This is a genomic window from Marivita sp., from assembly GCF_022763305.1.
Taxonomy (GTDB): Bacteria; Pseudomonadota; Alphaproteobacteria; order Rhodobacterales; family Rhodobacteraceae; genus Marivita.
The window spans coordinates 72,116-98,368 of record NZ_JALEGT010000017.1 but is presented as its reverse complement, the minus strand read 5'-3'; the positions used below and the strand labels follow the sequence as shown (position 1 = coordinate 98,368).

Genomic DNA, 26,253 nt, shown 5'->3' with positions numbered 1-26,253 from the left:
GGGGGCGAACGTCACCTATTTTGATCATTATCAAATTGATAATCGGCCATCACGGCGGCTGTGGCGGAGGCCCGTCCCCGCGCCATCACTCATAAGTCATTGAATCCGTCGGGCCGGAAGGCTTGTTTTTTGATGCAAACGAGTTACAACTTTTGCGAGCATGAATCGCAGGAGGAACCCGTGCACAGCGCAACGACCCACGTGTTGGAGGACCATCCTCATGATCAAAATCCAAGCTTCCTGCGTACTCTGAATGAATTTGCCGTCGATTTGATCTCGATCCCCAACGCCTCTGATCTCTTCTGGTATGTGGCGCAGAATGTCGTGGGGAGATTGGGATTTGTTGATTGTGTGATCTACACCGCAGACACGCAGACGCAAAAGCTTACCCAGGTTGCCGCGCTAGGAGAAAAGAACCCGTACGGGCGCAAAATTCTGAACCCGCTTGTCATTCCTTTTGGCGAAGGCATTACGGGCAAGACCGCACAGACGGCAAAGCCGACCATCGTGGACGACCTGCTGCTGGATGCGAACTATATCGAAGATGCGCAACCTGCCCGATCGGAAATCTGTGTACCGCTCCTGTCGAAGGGTGACGTGGTCGGTGTCATTGACAGCGAACATCCGCAAGCCAAAGCCTTTGGGCCCGCGGAGCTGGAGATACTCACAACCGTGGCAGCCATGACCAGCGCGAAGCTTGAGCTCCTTCACGAGGCAGACCAGTCTCAGCGCCGTTATGCCGACCTGGTGAAGATGCACGCCATGCTGTCGGATGAAATCTGCAGCCGCAAGGCGGTTGAGGCAGAGCTGCACGAGGCGCGCAGACGTGAGGCTGTCGGGCAGCTTACAGGCCGTTTGGCGCATGATTTCAACAACCTGCTGACGGTGATTTCCAACAACCTCGAATTGGTGGAAGCTTATTTCAGGGAGCCGAGCAGTCGGAAATTTCTGAAGGACGCCAGCGTTGCATCCCATAGCGCCGCGCGCCTTGTGTCCGATCTTCTTGCCTTTGCGGAGAAGTCAAGGCTGACGCCGGTCGACACCGACATGAATCGCCTCGTGCGTGATCTTTGCGCGGTCTCTGTCCTTCCCAACACCATCACATTGGACCTGCACCTGTCTGCCATCGACCTGGTTGCTCAGACAGATCCTGCCGCTGCAAAATCCGCCATCAATGCCATCATGTCGAATGCGATCGAGGCGATGCCGGATGGCGGCACGCTTACTGTGTCAACCGACATCATCGGCCGGAATGCCATGTCGCGCAGCACGCTTCCCGCGGACTTGAACCCGGGGATCTACATCTCGGTGAAAGTGACAGACACGGGACACGGCGTGCCACCCGAGCTGCTTCAACAGATCTTCGATCCGTTCTTTTCCACCAAACACGTTGGATCGGGACGCGGACTTGGTCTCGCTTCCGTTCAGGGGTTCATGGCGCAATCCGGTGGTGCGGTCATGGCGTCCGCCAATTCTCCGGTCGGAACATCTGTGGAGCTTTTCTTTCCAATTCGCACATAGCCGGAACAACGAACTGTACTTGAACGAGTTTGGAGCAACGATACATCTGAAGGGGTCCCATGACGTTGTTCTCTGATATCCGACAGGACGAACATGTTTTGCCTCTCATCAGTGTTGCCGCATTGAGATCGGGCGATGAGATCGAGACGGACAAGCTTGCTTCCCAAATCGGGACCGCCTGCGAGCGGCATGGCTTTTTCAGGATTTGCGACCACGGCATTTCGTTGGATCTGATCGACGCGGTCTATGCCGCCGCAGAAGAATTCTTCGCCCTGCCGCAGAACATCAAGATGCGCACCTATATCGGTGCCAGCCCCAACCACAGAGGCTACGTTCCGTTCACCGAGAAAGGGGACTATCCCGACGAAGTGCACCGAAGCTATGAAGCTTTCGATCTTGGGATGGATTTGCCGGCGGACGATCCCGATTTCCTGTCCGGCATCCGCGTTCTGGGTCCGAACAATTGGCCAGAGCTTGACGGGTTTCGGGAAACGATCGATCGGTATTATACCGAGGTCGCGTGTCTGGGGCGGATGATATGCGCGTTGTTGGAGCGCTATCTGGACCTTCCGCAAGGCGCGATGACGGAGAAGATGACAAAGCCGGTCTCGCAATTGCGTCTGCTGCATTACGTGCGCAAGGCGTCGCTGACGGACACCAAATCCGTGAACATGGGGGCCCACACGGATTACGAATGTCTGACCCTGCTGCATACGCGCAACAAGGGGTTGCAGATCCTGTCGCAGGATGACGTCTGGATCGATGTGCCGGTAAATCCGGCCGCCCTTGTCGTGAATATCGGCGACATGATGGAAGCCTGGACCAATGGCCGGCTCCGTTCGACACCGCACCGCGTGCTGAATCTGAGACCTGAACGGTTTTCGCTGCCGTATTTCGTCGCCGCAAACCACGACACCATCATCGAACCTTTCGCACAATTGGTTCCAGACGGGTCGGCGCCCCGTTATGCGCCTTTCGCGGCAGGCGCGCATCTCGAGCGCATGCTGATCCGGGATTTTCCGTATCTCAAAGCCCTTATGGCGAAAAAAGATGAAGATGATGGGCAGACAAGCCCTTCACTTCAGATCGAAAATCCGTTTGAGCAAAGGCTCAAGACCATAACCTGAATTCCCAAAATGCCTGAACTTGAAACCATGTTTGCCGTAGCCCTTGCCGGGCTCGTGTTGAGCGCCACACCTGGTCCCTCGATGCTGTATGTGCTGTCGCGAAGTGCCGGTCAGAGCAGGAGCGCCGGCTATGCGTCTGCCCTGGGCCTGGGGTTGGGTGGCGTTCTGCTTGCCATCGCCACAGCCTTCGGATTGGCCGCCGTGTTCCGCCAATTCGAGTGGGTCATGGTCAGCCTGCGGTTCCTCGGCTCTTTCTACCTGGTGTATCTTGGATATGGATTGATCCGGGATTCCTATGTCAGGCTGGACCTGTCCGTCACCGACACGCCGACACGGCACCAGAGTTTTGGGCAGATCGTGTGGCAGGGTATGTGGGTCGAACTTCTCAACCCCAAGACCGTCCTGTTTTTTGCCCTTTTCTTGCCGCCCTTTGTCGACCCCAACCTTGATGAAGGCGCGTTGCAGGGACAACTCATCATCCTGGGTATTCTTGTTCCGTTGACGGCGATCCCGTCCGATATCACCGTCGCGTGGCTGGGGGCGAGGCTGGCGCAATCCGTGTCGCGGAACCCCAACATTCGCAAGGGACTGGCGTGGTCAGGCGGATTGGCGCTGTGCCTCATCGCGGTCAATCTTCACTTGGGGTTTATCTGACGCGCGGGGCATGTGGCCCGTGCCGCGTGTCGATCCGTTCCGGGGCAACGTAGACGTCGGCCGGGCTGTGCGACAGGGAACGCGATCATTGGCGGGCTCGGTCACACCAGCATTTTCGGCAGGAACAGCGACACCGCCGGGACCAGCGCGATCAGCGCCAGGACGATCAGGCAGATACCAATCAGTGGGAGCGCCTCGCGGATCACGCGCGTGACCGGCTCGCCGGAAATGGCCGAGGTGATGAAGAGCAGAATACCCACCGGCGGTGTTGCCATGCCGATCACCACGTTCAGGACCACAACTGTTCCGAACTGCACCGGGTCCATGTCGATGATGCCCTGAAACTCCATCAGGATCGGCATGGTCAGGATCAGGATCGAGATCGGCTCGAGGAACATGCCGAGGATCAGCAGAAAGAGGTTCAGAAGCAGCAGGATCATCCAGGGGTTCTCGGTCAGGGTCAGCATGGCTTCGGCGATCAGCGTGGGCACCTGTTCGAGCGTGAAGACAAAGGACACGACGCTGGCCATCGCGGTGATGAACAGAATTGACGCCGAAACCAGCGCGGTTGCGATCAGCGCCTCCCAGATCCGCTGGATCGTCAGGTCGCGGTAGATCGTGCCGATGATCAGCGCGTAGCCCACGGCCACCGCAGCGGCTTCGGTCGGAGTGAAGATCCCGGCTTTGATGCCGACGAGGATGATCAGCGGCAGAAACAGCGCAGGAAGGGTCCGCCGCGTGGCAATCAGCCTGTCCCTTGCACGCATCTTTGGCGTTACAGGAAACCCGTCGCGCTTGGCGCGCCAACTGGCATACATCAAAAGTCCCGCGGCAAGTCCGACGCCCGGTGCGACCCCCGCAAGAAACAACTGCCCGATCGAGGTGCCAGACAGCACGCCATAGACGATCATCGTGATCGAAGGGGGGATGATCGGCCCCATGACCGAACTGACGGCAACAAGCGCTGCGGCATAGGCCGACGGCATTCCCTGCTTGGACATGGACGGGATCAGGATGGTGCCAAGAGCCGAGGCTTCGGCCGTGGCGCTGCCTGAGATGCCCGCGAAAAAGCCCGAGGACAGGATCGACACAGACGACATGCCACCTTGTCGATGGCCGACCATTGCGCGGGCAAAGGTCACGATCCGGTCGGTCACTCCGCCCACGTTCATGAGCGATCCGGCCAGCAGGAACAGGGGAATGGTCAGCAGAACGAACTGATCAATGCCTGCCATCATCCGCTGCGGGAGCATCAGCACCATCATGCCGTTGCCCGACAGATACAGGTAGGCGGTCCCTGCAATCCCAAGCGTCAGAGCGATCGGGATGCCGGATGCCAGGAAGGCGGCGAACAGAAAAAAGAAACTGCCCATCAGGCTGCATCCACCTGATCAGAGATATTGTGCAGGAACTGCAGTCGGAAGGTGCTGACCAGATTTGCGACCACATGCAGCCCCATCAGCGCCGCGCCGACCGTCACCGAGACATAGACCCAGCGGATCGACAAACCCAAGGCTTCACCGGTCACCGCGGTCCAAATGAAGTCGAGCGCAGGTATGGTCTGACGGTCAAAGCGTGAAGAAAAGTCGTAGCCGTACCACCCCATGACCGCGAGAAAAGCAAGGATGGGTACCGCCATGGCTGCCCGCAGCAGCCATTTCCCCCGGGGCGGGAGCGCGCCGGGCAGGAAGTCGAGCGCGACAAGCTCACCCTTGGAATAGGCCAAGCCCAGCACGAGAAAGGTCTGCCAGATCAGCAGATAGCGACAGATCTCTTCGGCCCAGATCAGGCTGTCGTTCAAGGCATATCGGTAGAAGACCTGAACCAGCATGATGCCGACAATCAAGGCCATGCTGAGTCCCGCCAGCGTGCGGATCAACCACACATATGCGCCAACAAGGCGCGAGACCGGTCCCGTCCTGTCCTGCATGTCAGCGACGCCTTCACGAAGTGTGAGGCAGGGGCCGCCAAGCCCCCGCCGGGTTCAATTGTCAGGCCCCCGTCGCGGCCGCGACGAATTCCGCGATGAGCGGATCCTGCTGGCTGTATTCGGCGGTGACGGCAGCAACCTTCTCGCGCAGAGCGGTCAAGTCGTCCAGCGGGGCAATCTCAACACCTTTGGCAACAAGCTCTTCGCGGCCCGCAAGATCCTGATCCTTGGCATAGGCCAGGGTAAAGTCCGTGGCGCGCCTGCCAGCCTCGCGGATCGCTGACTGCTCTTCTTCGTTGAGCGTGTTCCACATGCCGTCTGCCATCACCAAGGCGAGGTGCCATGGGTAATGCCCGGTCAGGGTGAAGTTCTTGCCGACTTCCCACAGGTTCTCCCCCAGCATGGAAGACACGTTGATTTCGACCGCGTCGATCACGCCAGTTTCCAGCGCGCCGTAAACCTCGCCATAGGGCAGGCCGACAGGTGCGGTGCCTATGGCTTCCCAGATCGCCTTGTGCAGCGGCACGGGGACGATCCGCGTCTTGAGACCGGCGAAGTCGTCGATCGTCTTGACCTGGTTCTTGACCGACAGAAAGTTGCGCTGGCCGCCATCGACCAGTGACAGGCCGACAATGCCTGCGGGGCGCAGGTCGTCCAGCATCTTCTGGCCGATCTCGCTGTGCACCAGTTCGCCAAAGTGGTCGTAGTCACGAACAAGAAACGGCAATTGCCAAGCGTTCATGGCCGGGCGACCTGTCACCAGCGGCACCAGCACCCCGGACACGCCACACATGTCCAGAGACCCGGCCACTGTGGCTTCGAGCACCTGCTTGTCATCTCCCAACTGCCGGTTGGGGAAGATTTGCACGTTGAAAGCGCCCGGCATCAGTTCTTCGAGCGCGTCCGCAAACGAGGTGGACTGGATGTGTCCCGGATGGACGGGGTTGGCCGCATGGGCCAGACGGATGGTCTTGCCCGCAGCGCGGGCGACATGCGGCATGGCGAGGGTGGCGCCGAGTGCGACGCCGGTGTGCAGAAGTGTCCTTCTGGTGATCATTTCGGGTTTCCTCCCTGAAAAGTCATGAGCAGTTTGATGCCAGGGCCATGTCAGGCCGGCATCGGGTAGTCCTTGGCGTTCAGCACCCAACCGGGTTTGGACGAAAAGTCCTCGCGGGGAGGACTGAAGATGTCGATCAACCAGTTTGACCCTGCACCGGTGGCGCGCGTGGTGTGGATCACGGGGGGCGGGATCACCAACATCGACGGAGATCCCATCTCCAGTGCCTGATCATCGCGCCAATCCGCCATGTCGCTGGTCCAGTTCCATCGCAGGTAGTGGGTGAAGTCGCCTGACAGGGCCAATGACCCCTGTTCAAAGTCGTCATGATGATGCGGCGACATCTTTGACGCGTCGCGCGGTCCTTCGAACGGGTCGAGCACGTTCACCATCAGCGTCGTGCAGCGGAAGATGCGGCCAAACCGACCGGTCTCGGGCGGTACGTCCAGCGAATAGGCGCGGATGGCCCAACCGCCTGGCGGCTCGGGCCACGGCTGAAACGCCGGGATGTGAGCGCGCGGCACGTCATAGCCTCGTGCGTTCCCGCACATTTCTGCAAGATCGGTGTTCTGCGTCGAGAACAGTCGCACCAGAACGCCGCCTTCGGGCATGGTCACGCTGCTGTCGCCGGGCGGAACGAAGGCGATCGAATAGCCGGGGACCGAAACTGTCGTGCCATTCCAGTCGATCGTCGCACCAGCCTTCGGAAGGAGGACGCAGTACTCATCGGGCTGCGCTGTGCGGGTGAACAGCGCGCCCTTTTCTGCCTCGGAATAGGCCACGAGGAAATTATGCCCGCGGTGGAGCCAACTTTTTCCTGTGGCGTCGTCGATCTGTGGATCGGTTTCGCTGAAATGCGCTGCCTGGGGATCGGCCACGAGCCCGGTCTGAGACAGCATATTGCCGGTCAAGGCGGGGGCCAGCGACGCGCGTGGATCGGACTTGTCATAATTGCTCATGCAGGCTCCCCCCTCCCGGTATCAGCATGTTGTTTCGTCTAGCGGAACAATGTTCTTTCAAACGAAACATATTTAGGTAAGGTTGCGCCTGTCAAGCGTCGCCTTGCGAAATTCGCTGGCCACCCCTTGCTCTGGACGCGAAGCTGAGTGAATTGGATTGTCATGACCGCTGAAGACCCACAGAAAACTGAGATCATCCAAAGCGTCGCGCTCGCCTTGCAGGTGCTCGAGGCGATGGCCTTCAGCGAGGGCGAGGTCGGTGTTACGGAACTGGCACAGGCTTTGGGAACGACCAAGAGCCGGATTTACCGTCATCTGCGGACCCTCGTTTCGCTGGGTTACCTGACGCAATCCGAGGAAACCGAACGGTATCGAATCGGTGCGAGGCTGATTGGCCTTGGGCGTGCGGCTGCGGGGTCTACCGATCTGACAAGCGTGGCGATGCCCCATCTGCGCGCTTTGCGCGACCGCACCGGGCAGGCGGTCAGTCTGGGTCAGATCGAACCGACGGGCATTCGGATATTGAACACTCTGCCGGGTCGCATGCAGATCGAGGTGGGCGTTCGCCCCGGGTCGCTGCTGGGCTTCTGGAATTCCGCTCAGGGCAAGGTTGCGCTGGCCTTTACGCCACGCAGCAGATGGCCGGACCTCATTCCCGAAACCATTTCACCGATGACGGAATTCACCATCACCGATCATGCTGCGCTGTACGCGCATATCGACGACATCGCCGCGCGCGGCTGGTCAACCGCGCCGAACGAAACGATGCTTGGACTTAACGCGCTCGCCTGTCCGATCTTCGGGCTTGATGGCGAGCCTGTCGCGACCGTCGCGATTGTGAGCCTGACGCAATACATCAGCACGCCGCCCGACGCGGACCAGATTGACGCGGTGCAAGAGGCGGCACGGCGGATCTCGGCAGAGCTGGGTCACGCGGTCTGACCGCAACTCCATTTTCAGGGTCATCAGGGCGGGGTCGGCGATTGCTTGACTCGCGAGCCGGACAAAAATAACGTCGGGCTTGTTCTGCTATGCGAAACACTGGTTCGCATGATGCAACGAGCAATTACAGTCTGACAGATGGTTCGGGAGGTCCCCATGACAGCAGTAGACGCAATCGAGCGCGATGAGGCGGCGCGCATCGATGACATCCTGAAAGGCGCGGTCGATCCGCACGTCCACAGCGGCCCATCCATTGCGGCGCGCGCGATCGACCATCTCGACCTGGCGCGAATGCTGTCGGATGCCGGGTTTGCAGCTGTTGTGACCAAGGATCACGACTATGCCGGGGTGATGTGCGCGAACCTGATCAAGGCGCATTTTCCCGAGCTGAAAACGCAGGTGTTTTCCGGTCTCGTGTTGAACAACGTGGTGGGGGGCATCAACCCTTACGCGGTAGAACACACCGCTGCGACAGGCGGAAAAATCGTCTGGCTGCCCACGCTGGCCGCCGAGAACCACCTCGAATGGGAAAAAAGCTCGAACTGGTCACATCCGGCGGCAACCCAGAAGATGCGCCATGCCTCGCCGGTGCCACTGTTCGAGGATGGCAAACTGCGCCCAGAGGTGCTGGATGTGCTGGATGTCTGTGCCGCAACCGGGCTGGCGCTGGCAAGCGGGCACATCCATGTCTCGGAAACCAAGATCGTCTTTGCCGAGGCCCGCAAGCGTGGCGTTGAACGGCTGATCTTTACCCATCCCGAGGACATCGTTGGCGCCACCCATGACGACACACTCGAGATCGCGGGCATGGGGGCCTATGTGGAACATTCACTGGCCTTCTTCATCCACGATTCGAAATTCCGCACACGCACCTACGAAGAACTTCAGGCGTTCATCGATCTGGTTGGTCCCGAGCGCACGATCCTGTGCTCGGATCTGGGGCAGGTGGGGACGCTTGATCCGCTTCAAGGGATGCGGCGCGGCGTGGCTGCCTGTCTGTCGATGGGGTACAGCGATGCGCAGACACATGCCATGGTGGCGACCAACGCTGCCACGGTCATCGGTCTGAACGGCTGAGGACGCGGGACATGGCTGGCGATCTGCGGGCGCGCATTCGCGCCAAAGAGCTGCTGATCGGGACATTCGTCAAGACTCCGTCCCCGCATGTTGTCGAGATCCTTGGCCATGCTGGGCTGGACTTCGCGGTGATTGATCAGGAACACGCGCCGATCGAACTGGGGCAGATGGACATGCTGGCCTTGGCGGGTCGCGCGGTTGGACTGCCGCTTCTGTCGCGGCGCTGGGGCGCGGGAACGGACTGGATCGCGCCGCTTCTAGACCTTGGCCTGACGGGTGTGATGGTCCCGCATGTGCTCGACGCCGTTGGGGCGACAGCAGTCTGCGACGCAGTGAAATTCGCTCGTGGCAAACGCGGGGTGTCGCCTTCGCCACGCGCGGGCAATTACGGCGGCATGAGCATCCCGGTTTTCCGAGAGACGTCCGACATGGCCAGTGTCGTCATGGTCCAGATCGAAGACAAAAGCGCGCTGGAGACTCTCGACGTCATCGCGGCACTGGACGATGTCGATCTGATGTTTGTCGGTCCGGCGGACCTGTCGCAGTCTATGGGCGTGCCGATGCCGTCGCCAGAACTGGATGAGGCCATCGAGCACATCATTGCCGCCGGTCAGCGCGCCGGGATGGCCGTGGGGCTGTTCGTCGGCGATGCCGCTCAGATTCCGGGCTGGCATGCGAGGGGGGTTTCGGTTTTTGTCTGTGGCTCGGATCAGGCTCTGTTGCGCAAGTCCGCCGCCCAGATGATGGCTATGGCGAGGGGGTAACTCTCGGCAGATTCACTCCTGACTTGGCGGGATTCGGCCTGCCCGGATCGCCAAAAAGAGGGTGTGGGTCCTGAACTGGCGGCCTCCGCCCGCTGATGATGCCGATAGACAGGCGGTGTCAGAGGCCGTAACCGACCGCGGCGTCAGTCAAGCTATAGGCTTGAGTTTGCTCAACTATACGCTTGGCAAAAAAGAAGAGATGTCATTCAAGTCGATGGCGATGTGTTGGGTGCCCTGTTGGCATCAGACGGGTGCGGTCCGACAGTGTGATATCGGGATGCGTCTGTTACCTCTCTGTTTTCTTTGGTGAAAATGTTTCGAGATCGTCTTTGATCCAGTGGCCCGCAAAAGGGCCGGGCATAATCTCCATAATTTCCAAATTGACAAAAAGATATATTTATAGATTTTATTGACCAGCCTGCAGAGGAGACAGGCTGGATGACCATGGGTGTGGCTGCCCAGGTGTGTTCCGTCCATGGGGGAGAGACGTGTTCAAAGCAGACTACACCGATGTTGTTGGTGGCGCGCTGCTTGTCGCGACGGGGCTCGGTGTGACCGCTGTCTCGATGACAAGCTACGCGGTCGGGACACTGCGGCGTATGGGGCCGGGCATGTTTCCGTCCATTCTTGGCGTTCTCCTTGCCTTCCTCGGGATATTGATCGTGCTGCAGGCCCTGAGGAAGCCGGGCCGTCGGCCTGACATTCGCGTATTCTCGCCGCTCTTCGTTCTGGGCGGTGTTGCCGCGTTCGCGGCCCTGATCGCGCCGTTTGGTTTGATCCCGGCAATCCTCGGTGTGACCATCATCTCGTCCCTCGCAGAATTGCGCCTTCGCCCGGTCAGTCTGATCCTTCTGTGTCTCGCCCTGTGTCTGATCGCGCCTTTGGTGTTCGTTTACGGGCTGGGGCTCCAGATTTCATTGGTACGGTGGCCCTTCTGATGGAGCTTCTTGGCAACGCGGTTCTGGGTCTTGGTGTCGCGTTGAGCGTTCAGAACCTCTTTTACTGCTTTCTCGGAGCGCTTTTGGGCACGATCGTTGGCGTCATTCCCGGTCTGGGCGTGCTTGCCGCCATCTCGATGCTGTTTCCACTGACATTCAGTCTGGAGCCGACAACGGCGCTGATCATGCTGGCCGGCATCTGGTACGGCACCACCTATGGAGGGTCGACCGCGTCGATCCTGCTCAACCTGCCGGGCACACCAGCCAATGCGGTCACCTGCCTTGACGGCTTCCCGATGGCCCAGCAGGGGCGGGGCGGCGTTGCCCTGTTCATGACCACGGTTGCATCTTTTTTCGGGGCGACCTTCGGAATCCTGCTTCTGATGCTGTTTACCCCCGTGATCGCGGAGTATGCGCTGCGTTTCGGATCGGCAGAATATTTCGCCCTGATGCTGATGGGCCTTGTTGCCGCGTCGACCATTTCGTCGGGATCTGCGCTCAAGGCGCTGGCGATGGTCGTGCTGGGCATCCTGTTCGGTCTTGTCGGCATGGACACACAAAGCGCAACGGTCCGCTTCAGCTTTGGCATTCTTGGCCTGCTTGAAGGGATCAGCCTGATCGCGCTCGCCATGGGCATCTTTGGTGTGGCCGAGATCATCATGTCGGTGCGGCGCGTGCGGACAGCGGACATTGATCCCGAAACCCTCAAGCTCAAGGCCATCAAGCCGACACGGGATGACGTGCGGCGGTCATGGTTTCCGATGCTGCGCGGATCGTCCATCGGATCGTTCTTCGGCACCTTGCCCGGCACCGGGCCCTCTATTGCCGCCTTTCTGTCCTATGCCATCGAAAAACGCCTGTCGCGCACGCCCGAGCGGTTCGGAAACGGGGCAATCGAAGGAATCATGGGGCCGGAATCGGCGAACAATGCTGCGGACCAGACGGCCTTCATCCCGACGCTTTCTTTGGGTGTGCCCGGAAGCGCCACGATGGCGTTGATGCTGGGTGTCCTGATGATCCACGGCGTGGCCCCGGGCCCGAACCTGATCACCAGCCAGCCCGAGCTTTTCTGGGGTCTGATCATGAGCTTCTGGGTCGGCAACATCATTCTGTTGATCCTGAACATCCCTTTGATCGGCCTCTGGGTCAGGATGCTGACCATCCCGTATCACATCCTTTATCCGTCCGTTCTCATGTTCATCTGCATCGGAGCGTATTCTTCGGGCTTTTCGGCGCTGAACATCTGGATGGTCTTCTTTTTCGGGGTGCTCGGATACCTGATGCGACTTCTGCAGTTTCCCGGAGCGCCCTTGCTGCTGGGGTTCGTGCTGGGCCCGCTGATGGAAGAACACTTCCGCCGGGCGATGGTGTTGTCGCGCGGGGACTTCATGACCTTTTTTGAACGCCCGATCAGCGCGGTGATCATGGCCCTCACCGGTCTGATCCTGCTCTGGGGGATCTGGACATCCGAACGCGGGCGCCGCGTGGAAACCGAAACAAAGCCCGCCGACGCAGAAGAAGCGGGCGGTTCCTGACTCACAAGACAAGACCGACCAACCCAGGAGGAGACCCATGAAAACCCTATTGACCGCCGCTGCCATCGCGCTTGGGCTGGCATCGCCGATGCTTGCCGAAGACTATCCGTCCGGCCCTGTCACCATTGTGGTGCCGTATTCGCCTTCGGGGAATACCGACGTTCTGGCCCGCCATCTCGCGCCATATCTCGAAGCGAAATGGGGCCAGTCGGTTGTGATCGACAACCGCCCTGGCGGTGGCTCCATGGTGGGCACCGCGATTGTCTCGCAGGCGGCGCCGGACGGGTTGACGCTGCTGGCAACAACATCGGCTTATGTCACCGCGCCGGCCATTCAGAAGGATCTGCCGTTTGATCCGCGGGCAGATCTGATCCCGATCACCAACGTCGGGCACGTGTCCTACATTCTGGTCACGGGCGAGAACGGACCGGATACGCTGGCCGACTTCATCGAAAGCTCGAAGGCAGAGCCGAAATTTGCCGCCACTGCCGGGCTGGGGACCACGACGCACTTTGCCATCGAGCAATTCATTGCGGACAGCGGGGCGGATGTGGATGTCGTTCACTTCAAGGGCGGTGGCCCTGCTGTCGTGTCGATCCTTTCGGGTGAAACCGACATTTACGGCTCCAGCGTCAGCTCGGCTGGCGAGAACCTGAAATCCGGCAAGGTCAAAGCCCTCGCAGTTCTCGGGAACGAGCGTATCGAAGTCCTGCCGGATGTTCCGTCGACCAAGGAACTGGGGTTCGACGGACTCGAGATCAAGCAATGGGTCGGCATGTTTGCCCCCAAGGGCACAGACCCGGCGATCATCGACAAGATCAATGCGGACGTGAACGAAGCTCTCGCCAATCCCGAATTCATTGCCACGGTCACGCCACTGGACTGGACACTGGATAACACATCGCCGGTAGAGTTCGCTCAGCAGGTCGATGTGGAACTGACCAAATGGGCAGACCTTGCCGTAAAGCAGGGCATCGGCCAATAATTTCAGAACGCGGCCGGGCTGTATCCAAGCCCGGTCGCATATTGCCTTGCGGATGTTCTTATGCGTGACCTTCCGATCTGCGTCATTCTTGACGACTATCAGAACGCGGCTCTGACGGTCGCGGACTGGACGCCGCTTGACGGCAAGGTGCAATTGGTTCGGTACGACAGGCATTTGGGCAATCAGGCCGCGGTTGCACAGGCCTTGGCGGATGCGACAATCGTCGTTGCCATGCGCGAACGGACACCCTTTCCTGCATCGCTACTGGCGCAATTGCCCAAGCTGAGGCTGCTGATCACAACAGGTGCCCGGAACCGCAGCATTGATCTGGACGCGGCGCAGGCGCAAGGCATCACGGTCTGCGGGACTGGCTCCGCCGGGAATCCGGCTGCCGAACTGGCTTGGGCTGGGCTTCTGGCATTCCTGCGCAATGTCCCACAGGAAGTGGCAAATTTTCGTGAGGGTGGGCCATGGCAGACGGGGCTGGGGCGCTCGGTTCAGGGACGCAGATTGGGCATCGTCGGATTGGGTAAGCTTGGCCGTCAGATGGCCCGGTTCGGTCAGGCCTTCGGGATGGAGGTCTGCGGTTGGACGCGCACCGACCTGGCCACCCGCGCCAGTGACATCGGGATTGCCCCTGTGACGCTTCCCGAGCTTTTCGAAACGTCGGATGTTGTGACAATTCAGCTTGCTCTGGTCGAGGAAACACGCGGTTTGATCGCCGCCGATCTTTTGGCGCGGATGCGGCCCGACGCCGTCCTGTTGAACACGTCGCGCGGTCCAATCGTCGACGAGGCCGCGCTTTTGGACGCCCTGGAACACAAGCGGATTGGCGGGGCGGTGCTAGACGTTTTCGATCAAGAGCCGCTGCCTGCCGGCCACCCATACCGGACGCTGCCCAATGTGTTGGCGACGCCGCATATCGGCTATGTCACCGAAGAGAATTACCGCATCTACTATCGGGACGCAGTGGACGACATTCTGGAATGGCTCAACGACACGCCTGTCCGGGTGATGACATGAGTGACCTCCGGCTCGAAGACCTGGGCGACCTCAGGTCGCTCGAAACCGAGGCGGGCCGCATCGTCTATTGCAGCGCGGGGCACAGCAAGCCCGGGACACCGACGCTGTGTCTCATCGCCTCGACAGGTCGCGGCCCCGACGATTTTGCAGCTCTGACGTGGTATCTTCTAGAGGCTGGATTCCGGGTTCTGTTGCCGTGGCCAAGAGGACTTGGCGGCAGCACTGGCAGGCTTGAGGGTATCGACTTTCACGATCTGGCTGCGGACGCAGCCGCCGTGCTTGAGGCCGAGCGGGCGGGGCCTGCGATCATTGCGGGTCACGCCTATGGCTGCTGGATCGCCCGTACCGTGGCACAGGACCGGCCCGATCTGGTCGATGGGTTGATCCTGCTTGCTGCGGGCGGCGGCACCTGGCCGAAATCCCTGTCGGAGGCCATCGAGGTCGCGATGGACGCAACTGCGCCGGAGGACGACAGGCTTGCCGCGCTGAAGGTCGGGTTTTTCGCGCCAGGTCACGATCCGCGCCCCTGGCTGGAGGGATGGAACGGTGCCTTGGTCAAGGCGCAGCGCGAGGCGCGGGCGCGCACCGCGCGCGACAGCTGGTGGTCCTCAGGCAGAGCTCCGATCCTTGACATCATTGGCTTGCAGGACCCGTTTCGACCCGTCGAAGCACGTGACTTTTATGTCCGGGAGTTCGGGGCCCGGGTTGATCTTGTCACGGTCGATGCCGCCAGCCATGCCTTGCCGGATGAACAGCCAAAGGTGGTGGCCGACGCCATTGTCGGGTGGATTGACACTCAGCTTCGTGACGGCTTTGGCAAGGCGTGAAATATCATTAAATCATATTTATAATTCTTATATTGCCTTCGGCCTCTGAATGCCCGATGCTCCGCAGCGAAGATCGTCGGGGAGAGATGGATGGCGGGATGTCTGGCGCATATCAAGGTTCTTGATTTCAGCCGCGTGTTTGCGGGGCCTTGGGCTGCGCAGATGCTCGCGGATTTCGGCGCAGATGTGATCAAGGTCGAGCATGTCAAAGGCGGGGACGATGTGCGCCGGATGGGCGTGCCGCATCTGGGCGCCGACGGGACACCCACAGGCGAGACCTCGTCGTTTCTTGCAATGAACCGCGGCAAGCGGTCGGTCGCTGTCGATCTTGGCAAACCGGAAGGACAAGAGGTTGCACGCCGACTGATCGCAGAAGCCGATATCCTGATCGAGAATTTCAAGACCGGCACGCTGGCGAAATTCGGCCTTGATTATGACGCGGTAGCGCAGCTGAATCCGCGACTCGTCTATTGCTCGATCACGGGTTTCGGTCAGAGCGGACCGATGGCGCATCTTCCGGGATATGACCCGATCTTTCAGGCCATGAGCGGACTGCTCAGCATGACCGGGATCGCCGATGGCAAACCTGGCGCGGGACCTGCGCTTGTCGGGTATTCGATTTCGGACATCACGGCCGGGCAATACGCGGTGTCCGCCATTCTTGCGGCGCTGAACCATCGTGATGTGGTGTCGGGGAAGGGTCAGTTCATTGACGTGGCCCTGTTGGATACGCAAATCCATGCCGCCTCTCACATGGCGATGAACTACCTGTCCTCGGGCAAGCTGCCGCGCCGCAATGGAACTGCGTCGCAGATCACATGCCCATGGCAGAGCTTTGACTGCGCCGACCGTCCGATCATGATCGCTATTGGCAACGACCCGCAATTCCGGCGCTTTGCCGACTATCTCGGTCTTCCCGAATTGGCCGACGATCCGCGATTTGCCACGAACCTCGACCGTGTGCGCAACGCAGAGGCCTTGATCCCGATCATCGCTGAGAAACTCGCCATGAAGCAGGCGGATGCCTGTTGGGCCGAACTCGACGCCATTGGCATTCCAGCCGGGCCGCTGAATTCCTTCGAAGAGACCTTTGCGATGCCTCAGGTCACCAGCCGGGAATTGCTTCAAACCCTCGAGCATCCGAACGCCGGCACCGTGCGGTATGTTCGAAATCCAGTTCGCTTTTCGGCCGGCGAAGCCGAGGAGGGCCGCCGCCCCCCGCCGTTATTTGCGGAACATACGGACGAGGTGTTGTCCGGGCTTGGTCTGACCGCGGATCAGATCGCCGGTTTGCGGGATGCGGGCATCGTCAAATAGTGGGGGGCACATGTCCGAAACCTGGCAAGACAACATCCAAATGATCCGCGACAGCGCGCGTGCCATCGTGCCCGCCGACAGGTCGCTCGACCGCATCCGAAAGGCGCGGTTTCACGGCGCCGGCTATTCCCGCGAGGTGATGGCGCAGGCGACCGAGCTTGGCTGGCCGATGATGTGGTTGACCGAGGAGAATGGCGGTTTCGGCATGGGCATGCGCGAGGTCTGTGCCTTGATGGAAGAATTGGGCGCGGGTCTGGTGCCAGAGCCAATTCTTTCGGCCATGATGGCGGGCGCTTTGCTGCAAGAAAACCTGCCAGAGCCCGCGACAACGGGCGACGCCGTGATCGTGACTGCGTGGCAGGACCGCAGCGGATCGCTCGAGTGGCACGGCGGCGCGGCCGGTTCACGCCTTGCGGGCACCAAAGTCTATGTGTCCGGCGCAGCGGGCGCGGACCTGTTTGCAGTCCCAACCGCGTGCGGTGTTGCCGTGATCCACAGGGATACGGCGGGTTTGGCTATCGAGACTCAGGAAACCCTGGATGGCGGATATATGGGAACGCTTCGATTTGACGATGTCGCGGCGGATTTCGTTCCTTGCGGGCATGTCGAAGCGGTGATTGGGAAAGCGACGTTGGCGCATGCCGCTTATCTGCTTGGGCTGTCGGACGCTGCTTTTGCCATCACGCTGGATTATCTGCGCATCCGCGAGCAATTCGGACGGCCCATTGGCAGTTTTCAGTCGCTGCAGCACCGCGCGACCGAGATGAAGCTCCAGCTTGAACTGACCCGTGCCGCCATTGAGGCAACCGCGCGCCGGATCGACACCGGGGCGGGTGCAATAGAGCGCCAGCAGGGTGTGGCACGCTGCCATTTGCGTGCCGGGTCGCTAGCCATGCTTGTCGCGCGTGAGGCGATCCAGATGCATGGTGCCATGGGCATTACGGATGAGGCGGATATCGGCCTTTATGTGCGCAAGGCCATGACGGAAGCAAATCTCTTTGGTGCACCGACGCAGCAGCGCCGCCGACTCGCAGAGTTTTTGACAGAGAACGCAGCATGAAGGACGTCCGGGATTATAACGCGATGAGCGATGGCGATTTTCGCGCCATGGTGCGTGACTTTGTGGAGACGGAGTATCCTGACATCCGGCGCTATTCGCTCAGTCGTCTGCATTGGGACGAGGTCAAGCCCTGGTATCGCAAACTGTCCGAACGCGGGTGGTTGTGCCCGACATGGCCGGTCGAACACGGGGGGATGGGTCTGACTGCAGGCAAGCACCTGATCCTGATCGAAGAATTCGAACGCTTCGGTGCGGCCCGCGTGAACGATATCGGACCAGTGATGTTGGGGCCGCTGTTGTTGAAATACGGAACCGAGGCGCAGAAAGCCTATTTTCTGCCAAAAATCCTGTCGGGTGAACATATCTGGGCGCAGGGTTATAGCGAACCCGGCGCCGGGTCGGACCTAGCTGCAGTACGCTGCGAGGCTGTGCTGGATGGCGACGAATGGGTGATCAACGGTCAAAAGACCTGGACCACGCTGGGGATGGACGCAAACTGGATTTTCATCCTGGCGCGCACCGACAAGACCGTGAAAAAACAGGCAGGTATCAGTTTCCTACTGGTGCCGATGGACGCGCCCGGTGTGACCCTGCGGCCGATCCTCAATCTCGAATTGGAAGCCGAGTTCTGCGAGGTCTTCTTTGATGACGTGCGCGTACCTGCAGACCACATCGTAGGCGAAGTGAACGGTGGATGGACTGCGGCAAAGGCCTTGCTGGGGCACGAGCGCGTGTTCATCGGAGCACCGCGATTGTCCGCTTCGGCACTCGCACGTCTTGAGCGGATCGCACGGAGAAAAGACGTCTGGCAGGATCCGGTGTTCCGGGACAGTTTTGTCGCGTTGCGCTGCGATGTGGCCGACCTGAGCGACCTTTTCGAGACCTACGTGGACAAGCTGCGCGGAGGTCACGAGATCGGTCCGGATGTTGCGATGCTCAAGATTTTCCAGAGCGAACTCTATCAGCGAATCTCGGAACTGACGATGGAGGTTGCGGGCGAAGAGGCCGGTCTGCGTCATGCGCCCGACGGCGACACGAGAACACATGCTGCCGCGGTCTATCTGTCGGCGCGTCCAACAACAATTTTTGGCGGCTCGACTGAGGTTATGCGCAACATGCTGGCCACTGCCGTCTTGAATTTGCCAAGAGGGTAAGGGCGCTTTTGCGCTAAAAAGTATAACATTGACTTTTTAATTGCGAGCAGCGTATTTTCCCTACCAACGGAGGAGGGGGCGCTGACAAGCGCAAACCCGAATTCCCGATTACGCTCAGCTAGGGAGGACTGATTTTGCTGCGCAGAACGTTTACCACCGGAGCCGCCGCCGCACTGGCAGCCGCTTTCCTCACAACGGCCGCCCTGGCGCAGGATGTCACCCTGCCCAAAACGCAGGTCTGGACGTCGTATGACGTCGGAACCGCCGGATATGTCGAAGCCTCTGCCATGGCTGATGCGCTGGACAAGACATTCGGACTGACCGTGCGGATCATTCCGTCCGGCACCTCGATCGGCCGCCTGTTGCCACTTCAGACCGGACGCGCAAGCTATGGGTTCATGGGCAACGAGAACTTCTTTGCCGGTGAAGCGATGTTCGAATTTGCGGACCGTGAGTGGGGTCCGCAGGACCTCCGCGTGGTGCTGGGCCGTCCGTCTCAGGTTGGGCTGGTGACAGGCAAGGACACTGGCATCCAGACGCCTGCTGATCTGCGAGGCAAGAAGGTGGGCTACGTTCTTGCAAACGCCTCCACGACATTGAACACCGAAACCGTTCTTGCCTTTGCAGGCCTTACAACGGCGGATGTGGAAAAGGTGGAATACCCGTCCTACGGGGCGATGGCGCAGGCCTTTGTGGCGGGCGAAATCGCCGTGGCGCCTGCTGTCCCGACATCGTCTTTCCTGCGAGAAGCAGAAGGTGGTCGGGGCGTCCAGTGGCTCAGCATGCCAGCGGAAGACCAGGAGGGCTGGGACCGCGTTTCGGAATTCGCGAGCCTGTTCTCGCACTCGCAAGCCAAGGTTGGCGTGAGCATTTCAGAAGACAATCCCGCAGACTTGCTGGGTTACCGGTATCCTCAGTTGACCGTTCCGGCGGCCACCAGCGACGAAGACGTCTACAACATGATCAAGGCGCTGGATCAGACCTTCGACATGTACAAAGAGGCGTCCGTTGTCATGCCGGATTGGGCGACCTCCATCGCGGGTGTGACGCCCGCCGGCGCGCCGTTCCACCCCGGCGCAGTGAAATACCTCAAGGAAACGGGCGTCTGGACCGATAAGGACCAGCAATGGAACGATGCCCGCATTGCCCATATCGAAAAGGTCAAGGCCGCTTGGGAAGAAGCAACCGCACAGGCTGACAGCGAAGGCGTCAAAAGCTCGGACTGGCCGGCCTATTGGGAAACATGGCGCGCGGACCATCTGAACTGAGCCAGACACTCTGACTGCGCCGCCTCATACGGGGGCGGCGCGCACCTTGTGTTTCGATGATCCGAAGGGCGGCACGCCGTTATCTGTCCGGCCCGCGCGCATCGCACACGTACTCGATCCGGATTTGAGCATGCAACCCGACGCCGTTACGGTCGCTACCCCGTCTGTTCGCCCTTGGACAAACAAGGAAAGCCGTCTGCACGGCGCAGCGTGGTTCGCGGTCTTCGCCCTGTCCGCGATCGGTCTTGCGATCATCACCAACCAGATCTTCAATCTGAAGCTGTTCGGGTTCCGCCCGATTTCGACGACCTATTATTACATCGTCGTCGGGCTGTTCATGCCCGTTGCCTTCCTGACATCGCCTGCGCGTGAGGCGGACAAGACCAGTGTGCGCTGGTACGACTGGCTGCTCGCGGCGCTGGCCTTTGGCGTCAGCATGTTCTTTGCATCGAACTCGGAAAGCATCCTTTACAAGGGGTGGGAGTTCCTCGCGCCGAGTTATGTGACGGTGCAGGCGGGCCTGCTTGTTCTGCTGGCGCTCGAGGCGGTGCGTCGGTGTGCCGGGGTCCCGCTGTTCCTGATCTGCGCGGTTTTTGCGACGTTTCCGCTTTATACCGGGTCATTGCCGGGTTTCCTCTGGGGCGTTCAGCTGACACTGTCGGAAACCGTCCTGAGCCATTCTTTGGGCGTCGAGAGCATCATCGGCATTCCGATCCGGGTGATTGCGGATCTGCTGATCGGGTTCATCGTCTTCGGTGTGGCGTTGACTGCGTCGGGGGGCGGCGTCTTCTTCATGGATCTGGCAAGCGCGCTGATGGGTCATGCGCGTGGCGGCCCGGCCAAGGTGGCGATCCTGTCCTCAGGTTTTTTCGGGTCGCTGTCGGGCAGTGTGATCTCCAACGTCATTTCCACGGGCTCGATGACGATCCCGACCATGAAGAAATGTGGCTATCCGGCGGCCTATGCCGGTGCCGTGGAATCCTGTGCGTCAACCGGTGGGGCGCTCATGCCGCCGGTCATGGGGTCCGTGGCGTTTGTCATGGCGTCCTTCATGAACGTGCCCTATGCCGATATCATGGTTGCGGCGACAATCCCGGCGCTGCTGTTCTATCTCGTGCTCCTGATCCAGACCGATTGCTACGCAGCGCGCAACGGGCTGAAAGGGCTGCCGCGCGATCAACTGCCCAAGATCTGGTTGGTTTTGCGCTCGGGGTGGGTCTACCTGATCAGCCTTGCGGCCTTGGTCGTTCTCCTGCTGGCGACCAATGCGGAATCCAAATCGCCGTTCTACGTCACCCTTCTTCTGCTGGCGACTGCGCTGCTCCGTGCCGAGAAAGGCCGCCGCTTCGAACCGCTGATCGAAATGATCATGGAGACCGGACGCACAATCGGCATGCTGGTCGGCGTGCTGGCCGGCGTGGGTCTTGTCGTCGGGGCGTTGTCGATCACCGGTGTGGGCAATGCCTTCAGCCGAGAGTTGCTGCAATACGCGGGGGGCAACCCGTATCTGCTGCTGCTCGTGGGCGCCTTCACCAGCTTCATCCTTGGAATGGGGATGACGGTCTCGGCCTGTTACATCTTTCTTGCAGTTGTGCTGGCTCCTGCGCTTGTTCAGAGCGGATTCTCCATGATGGCCAGCCACCTGTTCATTCTCTACTGGGCAATGCTGTCCTATATCACGCCGCCCGTTGCCATGGCTGCTGTTGCAGCGTCGTCCATTGCCAAGGCACCGGCCATGCGAACTGGCGTGACGGCGATGCGCCTTGGGGCCATCCTGTTTGTTCTGCCGTTCCTCTTTGTGCTGAACCCGGCACTGATCCTTCAGGGTGATGCGCTGCATGTCGCCATGGCAGTGACAACAGCAATCCTGTCGATACTCATGCTCTCTGCGGCATCAGAGCGGTATATCTACTTTCTTGCCCGGCCTGCGTCGGGGTGGGAGGCGCTTTTGCTGCTTGTGGGGGGGCTGTGCCTTCTGGTGCCGGAATGGCGCTCGGATGTGGCGGGGCTGGCAATCCTTGTCGCGGTGATGGGCGCCGGCTTCATCACTGCGCCCAAAGCCAAACATCTCAAGGCAGGAGAGGGTTTCGAATGACCGAAGTTCACATCCCTCTGCAAGATGGGGGGCATCTCAACGGCCGGTTGGTTGGCCCGGATGGTGCAGATGTCATCGTGTTTTCAAATTCGGTGATGACGGATCTCGGCATCTGGGAGGACCAGGTTTCGGAGTTTTCCGATCGCTTCCGAGTCCTGTGTTATGACCAGCGCGGGCACGGCGGATCGAGCCTGCCCACCGGACCGATGGATTTTGCGCAATATGGCGCAGACCTGATTGCCCTTCTGGATCATCTGGGCATCGGCCGTTGCACGTATGTCGGACTGTCCATGGGGGTGCCCACGGGCCTTGCAGCGCACGCAATCGATCCGCTGAGGTTCGAGCGCTTCGTGGCTGTGGATGGTATCTGCAAGAGCGCACCCGCCCGCGTTGCCTTTTGGACCGAGCGTCGTGAGACGGCGCGCCGCGAGGGCATGGCCGCAATCGCCGAGCAGACGGCGAAAAACTGGCTTCCGGGTCTGGATGCGGAGGATCCGAAGGCGCAACGCCTGCGCGAGATGATCGCCGCGACGCCGGTCGATGGGTTTGCCGCCGCTACGCATGCTCTGCAAAGCTATGATCTGTCCTCTGTGGTGTCGACAGTGACCTGCCCGCTGCTGGGTCTCGTCGGTGCGCTTGACGGGGCCATGCCGGATATCGTGCCGACCCAATTCGGCGCAGTTCCGAATGCCCGGTTCCGCACCATCGCCGACGCGGGTCACATACCGAATTTCCAGGCGCCGGAAGCGTTTAACGATGCGCTTGCGGGTTTCATCAATGCCACGTCCCAAAAGGAGACCACCTGATGCCCGGACCACTTTCGCATATCCGCGTGCTTGATCTCAGCCGCATCATGGCGGGGCCTTGGGCCGGTCAGATCCTCGCGGACATGGGGGCCGATGTCATCAAGGTCGAACGGCTTGGCGAAGGCGATGACACGCGTCGATGGGGGCCGCCCTGGCTCAAGGACAGGGACGGCAGAAACACAAAAGAGGCCGGGTACTACCTGTCCGTCAATCGTGGCAAGCGCTCGGTCGAACTGGATCTGAAATCCGAAGAGGGCCGCGCGGTGGTGCGCGCCCTTGCAGCGCAATCCGACATCGTGCTCGAAAACTTCAAGACCGGCACGCTGGATCGCATGGGACTGGGCTATGAAGACCTGAAGTCCGAGAATCCCGGCCTGATCTACTGTTCGATCACTGGTTTCGGCCTGACCGGACCGATGGCGAACGACGCGGCCTACGACTTCATGATTCAGGGCATGGGCGGTTTGATGAGCGTCACTGGCGGCCCGGATGATGCCCCCGGCGGTGGACCGCAAAAAGTCGGTGTTCCGATCGTCGACATCATGACTGGCATGTACGCCGCAATCGGAGTGTTGGGCGCGCTGGCCAATCGGACGCAAACCGGCCAGGGAGACCACATCGATCTCGCCATGCTGGACGTGTCCGTGGCCATGTTGGCCAATCAGGCGATGAATTATCTTGTGTCGGGCCAGACACCCGTGCGTCGGGGCAATCGTCATCCCAACATTCAGCCGCAGAATGTCTATCCGGTCTCGGACGGCTTTATTGTTCTTGCCGTGGGCAATGACGGGCAATTCCGCAAATTCGCCGAAGTGATCGGCCAACCTGCGCTGGCGGATGATCCTGACTTTGCCACCAACGCCGCGCGCGTCGAAAACCTGCCACAGCTGGAAGAACTGCTGATCACGGCTCTGGCCTCGGACACGATTGATGGATGGGTGGCCAAATTCGCTGCGGCGGGCGTTCCATCCGGCCCGATTAACACGATTGACCGCGTGTTCGCGGAACCGCAGGTCAGGCACCGAGAGATGTTGCGCGACATCCCGCACCCGCTGGGTGGGCAATTGAAGCAGGTCGTCAGCCCGCTCAATTACCGCAACGCGCCATTGAGTTTTGACAAGGCACCGCCCTTGCTGGGTCAACACACTGCCGAAGTCCTCGCCGCGCTTGGACTTGAGGAGACGATTTGATGGATCAGACGACGACAAAATCCCGCTCGGACCGGATCAGCTTTCCCAGTCTGGAAACCATGACCCCGGCGCAACGCGACGTCTACGACCAGATCGTTTTCGGCCCGCGCAAGACGTTGGTTGGCCCGCTGCGCGCTGCCCTTCACAATCCTGTCCTCGCGGACCGGTGGCAACGACTAGGGCAGGTGCTGCGGTTCGAAACCTCTTTGCCGACCCGCCTTAACGAATTGGCGATCCTCGTCACGGCGCGGCGCTGGAACAGTGATCTGGAATGGGCCATCCATGTGAAGGACGCAGATCAGGCCGGACTGGACCCTGCGATCAGTGAGGCGATCCGGACATGCTCTGCTCCGGCATTCAACGGCGATGATGCCGCCCGCGAGATCTACGAATTCGCCCGTCAACTCGTCTGCACCGGTAACGTGGATGACGAAACCTACGCCAAAATCGTGGCGAGATGGGACGAAGTCGGGGTGGTCGAGCTGACGGCTGTGATCGGGTATTACTCCATGGTTGCAATGACGCTGAACGTGCACCGCGTGCCATTGCCGGAGGGCGTTGTTGCCTCGCTCCCAACGGAGGCGGGAGTGTTGTCGGTGCTGCCACCGGCGCGGACCTGATCGGTGTTCTACGATCCCCGCACCGAAGATCACGGACTGCCGCATAATCCGTGGCTCGCGCTGGTTGTTCCGCGCCCGATCGGGTGGATTTCCACCATTGGGCCGAACGGCACGCACAACCTCGCGCCGTATTCCTGTTTCAACGCGATTTCGGGCAAGCCCCCTTTTGTCATGTTTTCGTCGGACGGCCCAAAAGACAGCGTGACCAATGCCGAGGCGACGGGTGCGTTCTGCGTCAACATCGCGACCTATGACCTGAGAGAGGCGATGAATCAAAGCTCTGCCGCGTATCCGCCCGATGTCGATGAATTCGATGCAGCAGGATTGACCGCGGTGCCCTGCCGGAACATTCCCGTGATGCGCGTTGCAGACAGCCCCGTCGCAATCGAATGCCGCCTGTCAGACATTCTCGAACTCAAGCCGTCAACTGGTGCGCCCTGCACAAATCGTGTCGCCATCGGCGAGGTGGTGGGTATCCACATCAACCCTTCGGTAATCCGCGACGGGCGCGTGGATGTCACTCTGCTCAAGCCGCTGGGACGAATGGGATACATGGAATATACCGTGCCAGAGGTCTCGTTCGAGATGACACGGCCAAAACTGGACTGAAAAGGACAAGACCCCCATGACGACTTACGAGACGTTGTCGCTCGATGTGAGCGACTTCATCGCCACTGTGACGATCGACCGTGCGCCGGTGAATGCCCAGAACAACCGATTTCGCGAGGAACTGGTCGAGGTGATCGATCAACTGGGCGACCGAAGCGATGTGCGCGCGATCATCATTACGGGTGCGGGCAAGGCGTTTTCCGCCGGTGCCGATCTGTCCGAGCGGCCGACACAGGAGCCGGGCCATTACACCGCGCACAACCGTCGGGTCAGGGCGAGTTTCGACTGTCTTCTGGAGTGCCCCAAGCCGATTATCGCGGCCGTCAATGGCGCGGCCATTGGGGCGGGCTGCGTGACTGCATTGTGTTGTGACATCCTCGTGGTTTCCGAAAAAGGGTTCCTGCAGATGACCGAGGTGATGGTCGGGCTTGCGGGTGGGGTTGCCCATGTCCGCCGTCATTTCGGCGAAAGCGATGCCCGGATGATGATCATGACAGCCCGACGTGTTTACGGTCCGGACCTGCTGCGGATGAACGTGGCCTCTGCCTGTACCGCACCGGAGGACCTGTTGGAGACGGCGCGCGGCATCGCGGCCGATATTGCCAAGGCCAGCCCGTCGGCCGTGCGCGCCGCAAAGAAGAGCTTTCAGCAAACCGAGGGTGTGTCGATCTACGACGGGTACCGCTTCGAGCAGGGTCAGACCAAGGCGCTGTCGACTTCAGAAGACACGGCCGAAGCGATGGCTGCGTTCCGTGAGAAGCGTGCGCCGGTTTTCAAGAGCTGATCACGCGGCCC

General features: G+C 60.3%; 25 protein-coding genes. 21 read left to right on the top strand and 4 right to left on the bottom strand.

The features are described from left to right. The first annotated feature begins 132 nt into the window (after window positions 1–132). From MRY75_RS02980 to MRY75_RS02970, 3 genes are read left to right on the top strand one after another with little or no spacing between them, the layout of a single operon-like run. Window positions 133–1,521 (top strand): ATP-binding protein, encoded by a 1,389-nt coding sequence (locus MRY75_RS02980; RefSeq protein ID WP_292305663.1) that lies wholly within the window; start codon window positions 133–135, stop codon window positions 1,519–1,521. A gap of 59 nt (window positions 1,522–1,580) precedes the next feature. After that, window positions 1,581–2,648, top strand: a complete 1,068-nt coding sequence (locus MRY75_RS02975) for a 2-oxoglutarate and iron-dependent oxygenase domain-containing protein (RefSeq protein ID WP_292305662.1) — start codon at window positions 1,581–1,583, stop codon at window positions 2,646–2,648. Between the two features lie 9 nt (window positions 2,649–2,657). After that, on the top strand, window positions 2,658–3,302 hold the full coding sequence (locus MRY75_RS02970; RefSeq protein ID WP_292305661.1) for a LysE family translocator: 645 nt from the start codon (window positions 2,658–2,660) through the stop codon (window positions 3,300–3,302). Window positions 3,303–3,403: 101 nt separating this feature from the next. On the opposite strand, the gene MRY75_RS02965 is transcribed toward MRY75_RS02970, so the two are convergent. From MRY75_RS02965 to MRY75_RS02950, 4 genes are all read right to left on the bottom strand, one after another. Then, on the bottom strand, window positions 3,404–4,675 hold the full coding sequence (locus MRY75_RS02965) for a TRAP transporter large permease (protein ID WP_292305660.1): 1,272 nt from the start codon (window positions 4,673–4,675) through the stop codon (window positions 3,404–3,406). Continuing rightward, a complete protein-coding gene (locus MRY75_RS02960) occupies window positions 4,675–5,232 on the bottom strand; it encodes a TRAP transporter small permease (protein ID WP_292305659.1) in 558 nt (185 codons plus the stop codon). The genes MRY75_RS02965 and MRY75_RS02960 overlap by 1 nt, the downstream gene beginning before the upstream one ends. A gap of 61 nt (window positions 5,233–5,293) precedes the next feature. After that, window positions 5,294–6,289: a TRAP transporter substrate-binding protein gene (locus tag MRY75_RS02955; RefSeq protein ID WP_292305658.1), complete on the bottom strand. Its 996-nt coding sequence runs from the start codon at window positions 6,287–6,289 to the stop codon at window positions 5,294–5,296. A 50-nt stretch (window positions 6,290–6,339) separates the two neighbouring features. Then, the gene (locus MRY75_RS02950; protein ID WP_292305657.1) at window positions 6,340–7,248 is read right to left on the bottom strand and encodes a hypothetical protein; all 909 of its coding nucleotides are present in this window, start codon (window positions 7,246–7,248) and stop codon (window positions 6,340–6,342) included. Window positions 7,249–7,410: 162 nt separating this feature from the next. Between MRY75_RS02950 and MRY75_RS02945 the strand changes: the two genes are divergently transcribed. The 18 genes from MRY75_RS02945 to MRY75_RS02860 all read left to right on the top strand — a co-directional run bounded on the left by MRY75_RS02945 (window position 7,411) and on the right by MRY75_RS02860 (window position 26,242). Continuing rightward, window positions 7,411–8,190, top strand: a complete 780-nt coding sequence (locus MRY75_RS02945) for an IclR family transcriptional regulator (RefSeq protein ID WP_292305656.1) — start codon at window positions 7,411–7,413, stop codon at window positions 8,188–8,190. 156 nt (window positions 8,191–8,346) lie between these two features. Continuing rightward, window positions 8,347–9,267 carry a DUF6282 family protein gene (locus tag MRY75_RS02940; protein ID WP_292305655.1) on the top strand — a complete coding sequence of 307 codons (921 nt, stop codon included), beginning with the start codon at window positions 8,347–8,349 and terminating at the stop codon, window positions 9,265–9,267. A gap of 11 nt (window positions 9,268–9,278) precedes the next feature. Next, on the top strand, window positions 9,279–10,031 hold the full coding sequence (locus MRY75_RS02935) for an aldolase/citrate lyase family protein (protein WP_292305654.1): 753 nt from the start codon (window positions 9,279–9,281) through the stop codon (window positions 10,029–10,031). A 488-nt stretch (window positions 10,032–10,519) separates the two neighbouring features. Continuing rightward, complete coding sequence (locus tag MRY75_RS02930; RefSeq protein ID WP_292305653.1) at window positions 10,520–10,969, top strand: tripartite tricarboxylate transporter TctB family protein; 450 nt, start codon at window positions 10,520–10,522, stop codon at window positions 10,967–10,969. Then, window positions 10,969–12,504, top strand: coding sequence for a tripartite tricarboxylate transporter permease (locus MRY75_RS02925; RefSeq protein WP_292305652.1), 1,536 nt, complete (start codon window positions 10,969–10,971; stop codon window positions 12,502–12,504). The genes MRY75_RS02930 and MRY75_RS02925 overlap by 1 nt, the downstream gene beginning before the upstream one ends. Before the next feature lie 37 nt (window positions 12,505–12,541). Then, on the top strand, window positions 12,542–13,489 hold the full coding sequence (locus MRY75_RS02920; protein WP_292305651.1) for a tripartite tricarboxylate transporter substrate binding protein: 948 nt from the start codon (window positions 12,542–12,544) through the stop codon (window positions 13,487–13,489). 60 nt (window positions 13,490–13,549) lie between these two features. After that, window positions 13,550–14,512, top strand: coding sequence for a D-2-hydroxyacid dehydrogenase family protein (locus tag MRY75_RS02915; protein ID WP_292305650.1), 963 nt, complete (start codon window positions 13,550–13,552; stop codon window positions 14,510–14,512). Beyond that, window positions 14,509–15,339: an alpha/beta hydrolase gene (locus tag MRY75_RS02910; RefSeq protein ID WP_292305649.1), complete on the top strand. Its 831-nt coding sequence runs from the start codon at window positions 14,509–14,511 to the stop codon at window positions 15,337–15,339. The genes MRY75_RS02915 and MRY75_RS02910 overlap by 4 nt, the downstream gene beginning before the upstream one ends. Window positions 15,340–15,429: 90 nt before the next feature. Further along, window positions 15,430–16,656: a CaiB/BaiF CoA-transferase family protein gene (locus tag MRY75_RS02905; protein ID WP_292305648.1), complete on the top strand. Its 1,227-nt coding sequence runs from the start codon at window positions 15,430–15,432 to the stop codon at window positions 16,654–16,656. Window positions 16,657–16,696: 40 nt separating this feature from the next. Continuing rightward, complete coding sequence (locus tag MRY75_RS02900) at window positions 16,697–17,716, top strand: acyl-CoA dehydrogenase family protein (protein WP_292305647.1); 1,020 nt, start codon at window positions 16,697–16,699, stop codon at window positions 17,714–17,716. Then, a complete protein-coding gene (locus MRY75_RS02895; protein WP_292305646.1) occupies window positions 17,713–18,870 on the top strand; it encodes an acyl-CoA dehydrogenase family protein in 1,158 nt (385 codons plus the stop codon). The genes MRY75_RS02900 and MRY75_RS02895 overlap by 4 nt, the downstream gene beginning before the upstream one ends. Window positions 18,871–19,004: 134 nt before the next feature. After that, on the top strand, window positions 19,005–20,138 hold the full coding sequence (locus MRY75_RS02890; RefSeq protein ID WP_292305645.1) for a TAXI family TRAP transporter solute-binding subunit: 1,134 nt from the start codon (window positions 19,005–19,007) through the stop codon (window positions 20,136–20,138). Between the two features lie 130 nt (window positions 20,139–20,268). Next, the gene (locus MRY75_RS02885) at window positions 20,269–22,233 is read left to right on the top strand and encodes a TRAP transporter fused permease subunit (protein ID WP_292305644.1); all 1,965 of its coding nucleotides are present in this window, start codon (window positions 20,269–20,271) and stop codon (window positions 22,231–22,233) included. Further along, on the top strand, window positions 22,230–23,039 hold the full coding sequence (locus MRY75_RS02880) for an alpha/beta fold hydrolase (protein ID WP_292305643.1): 810 nt from the start codon (window positions 22,230–22,232) through the stop codon (window positions 23,037–23,039). Before MRY75_RS02885 ends, MRY75_RS02880 begins: the two co-directional genes overlap by 4 nt. Next, window positions 23,039–24,229, top strand: coding sequence for a CaiB/BaiF CoA-transferase family protein (locus MRY75_RS02875; protein WP_292305642.1), 1,191 nt, complete (start codon window positions 23,039–23,041; stop codon window positions 24,227–24,229). Before MRY75_RS02880 ends, MRY75_RS02875 begins: the two co-directional genes overlap by 1 nt. Beyond that, complete coding sequence (locus MRY75_RS02870; protein WP_292305641.1) at window positions 24,229–24,849, top strand: carboxymuconolactone decarboxylase family protein; 621 nt, start codon at window positions 24,229–24,231, stop codon at window positions 24,847–24,849. Before MRY75_RS02875 ends, MRY75_RS02870 begins: the two co-directional genes overlap by 1 nt. Window positions 24,850–24,852: 3 nt before the next feature. Continuing rightward, window positions 24,853–25,458 carry a flavin reductase family protein gene (locus MRY75_RS02865; protein ID WP_292305640.1) on the top strand — a complete coding sequence of 202 codons (606 nt, stop codon included), beginning with the start codon at window positions 24,853–24,855 and terminating at the stop codon, window positions 25,456–25,458. 16 nt (window positions 25,459–25,474) lie between these two features. Then, window positions 25,475–26,242: an enoyl-CoA hydratase/isomerase family protein gene (locus tag MRY75_RS02860; RefSeq protein WP_292305639.1), complete on the top strand. Its 768-nt coding sequence runs from the start codon at window positions 25,475–25,477 to the stop codon at window positions 26,240–26,242. Window positions 26,243–26,253: the final 11 nt, after the last annotated feature.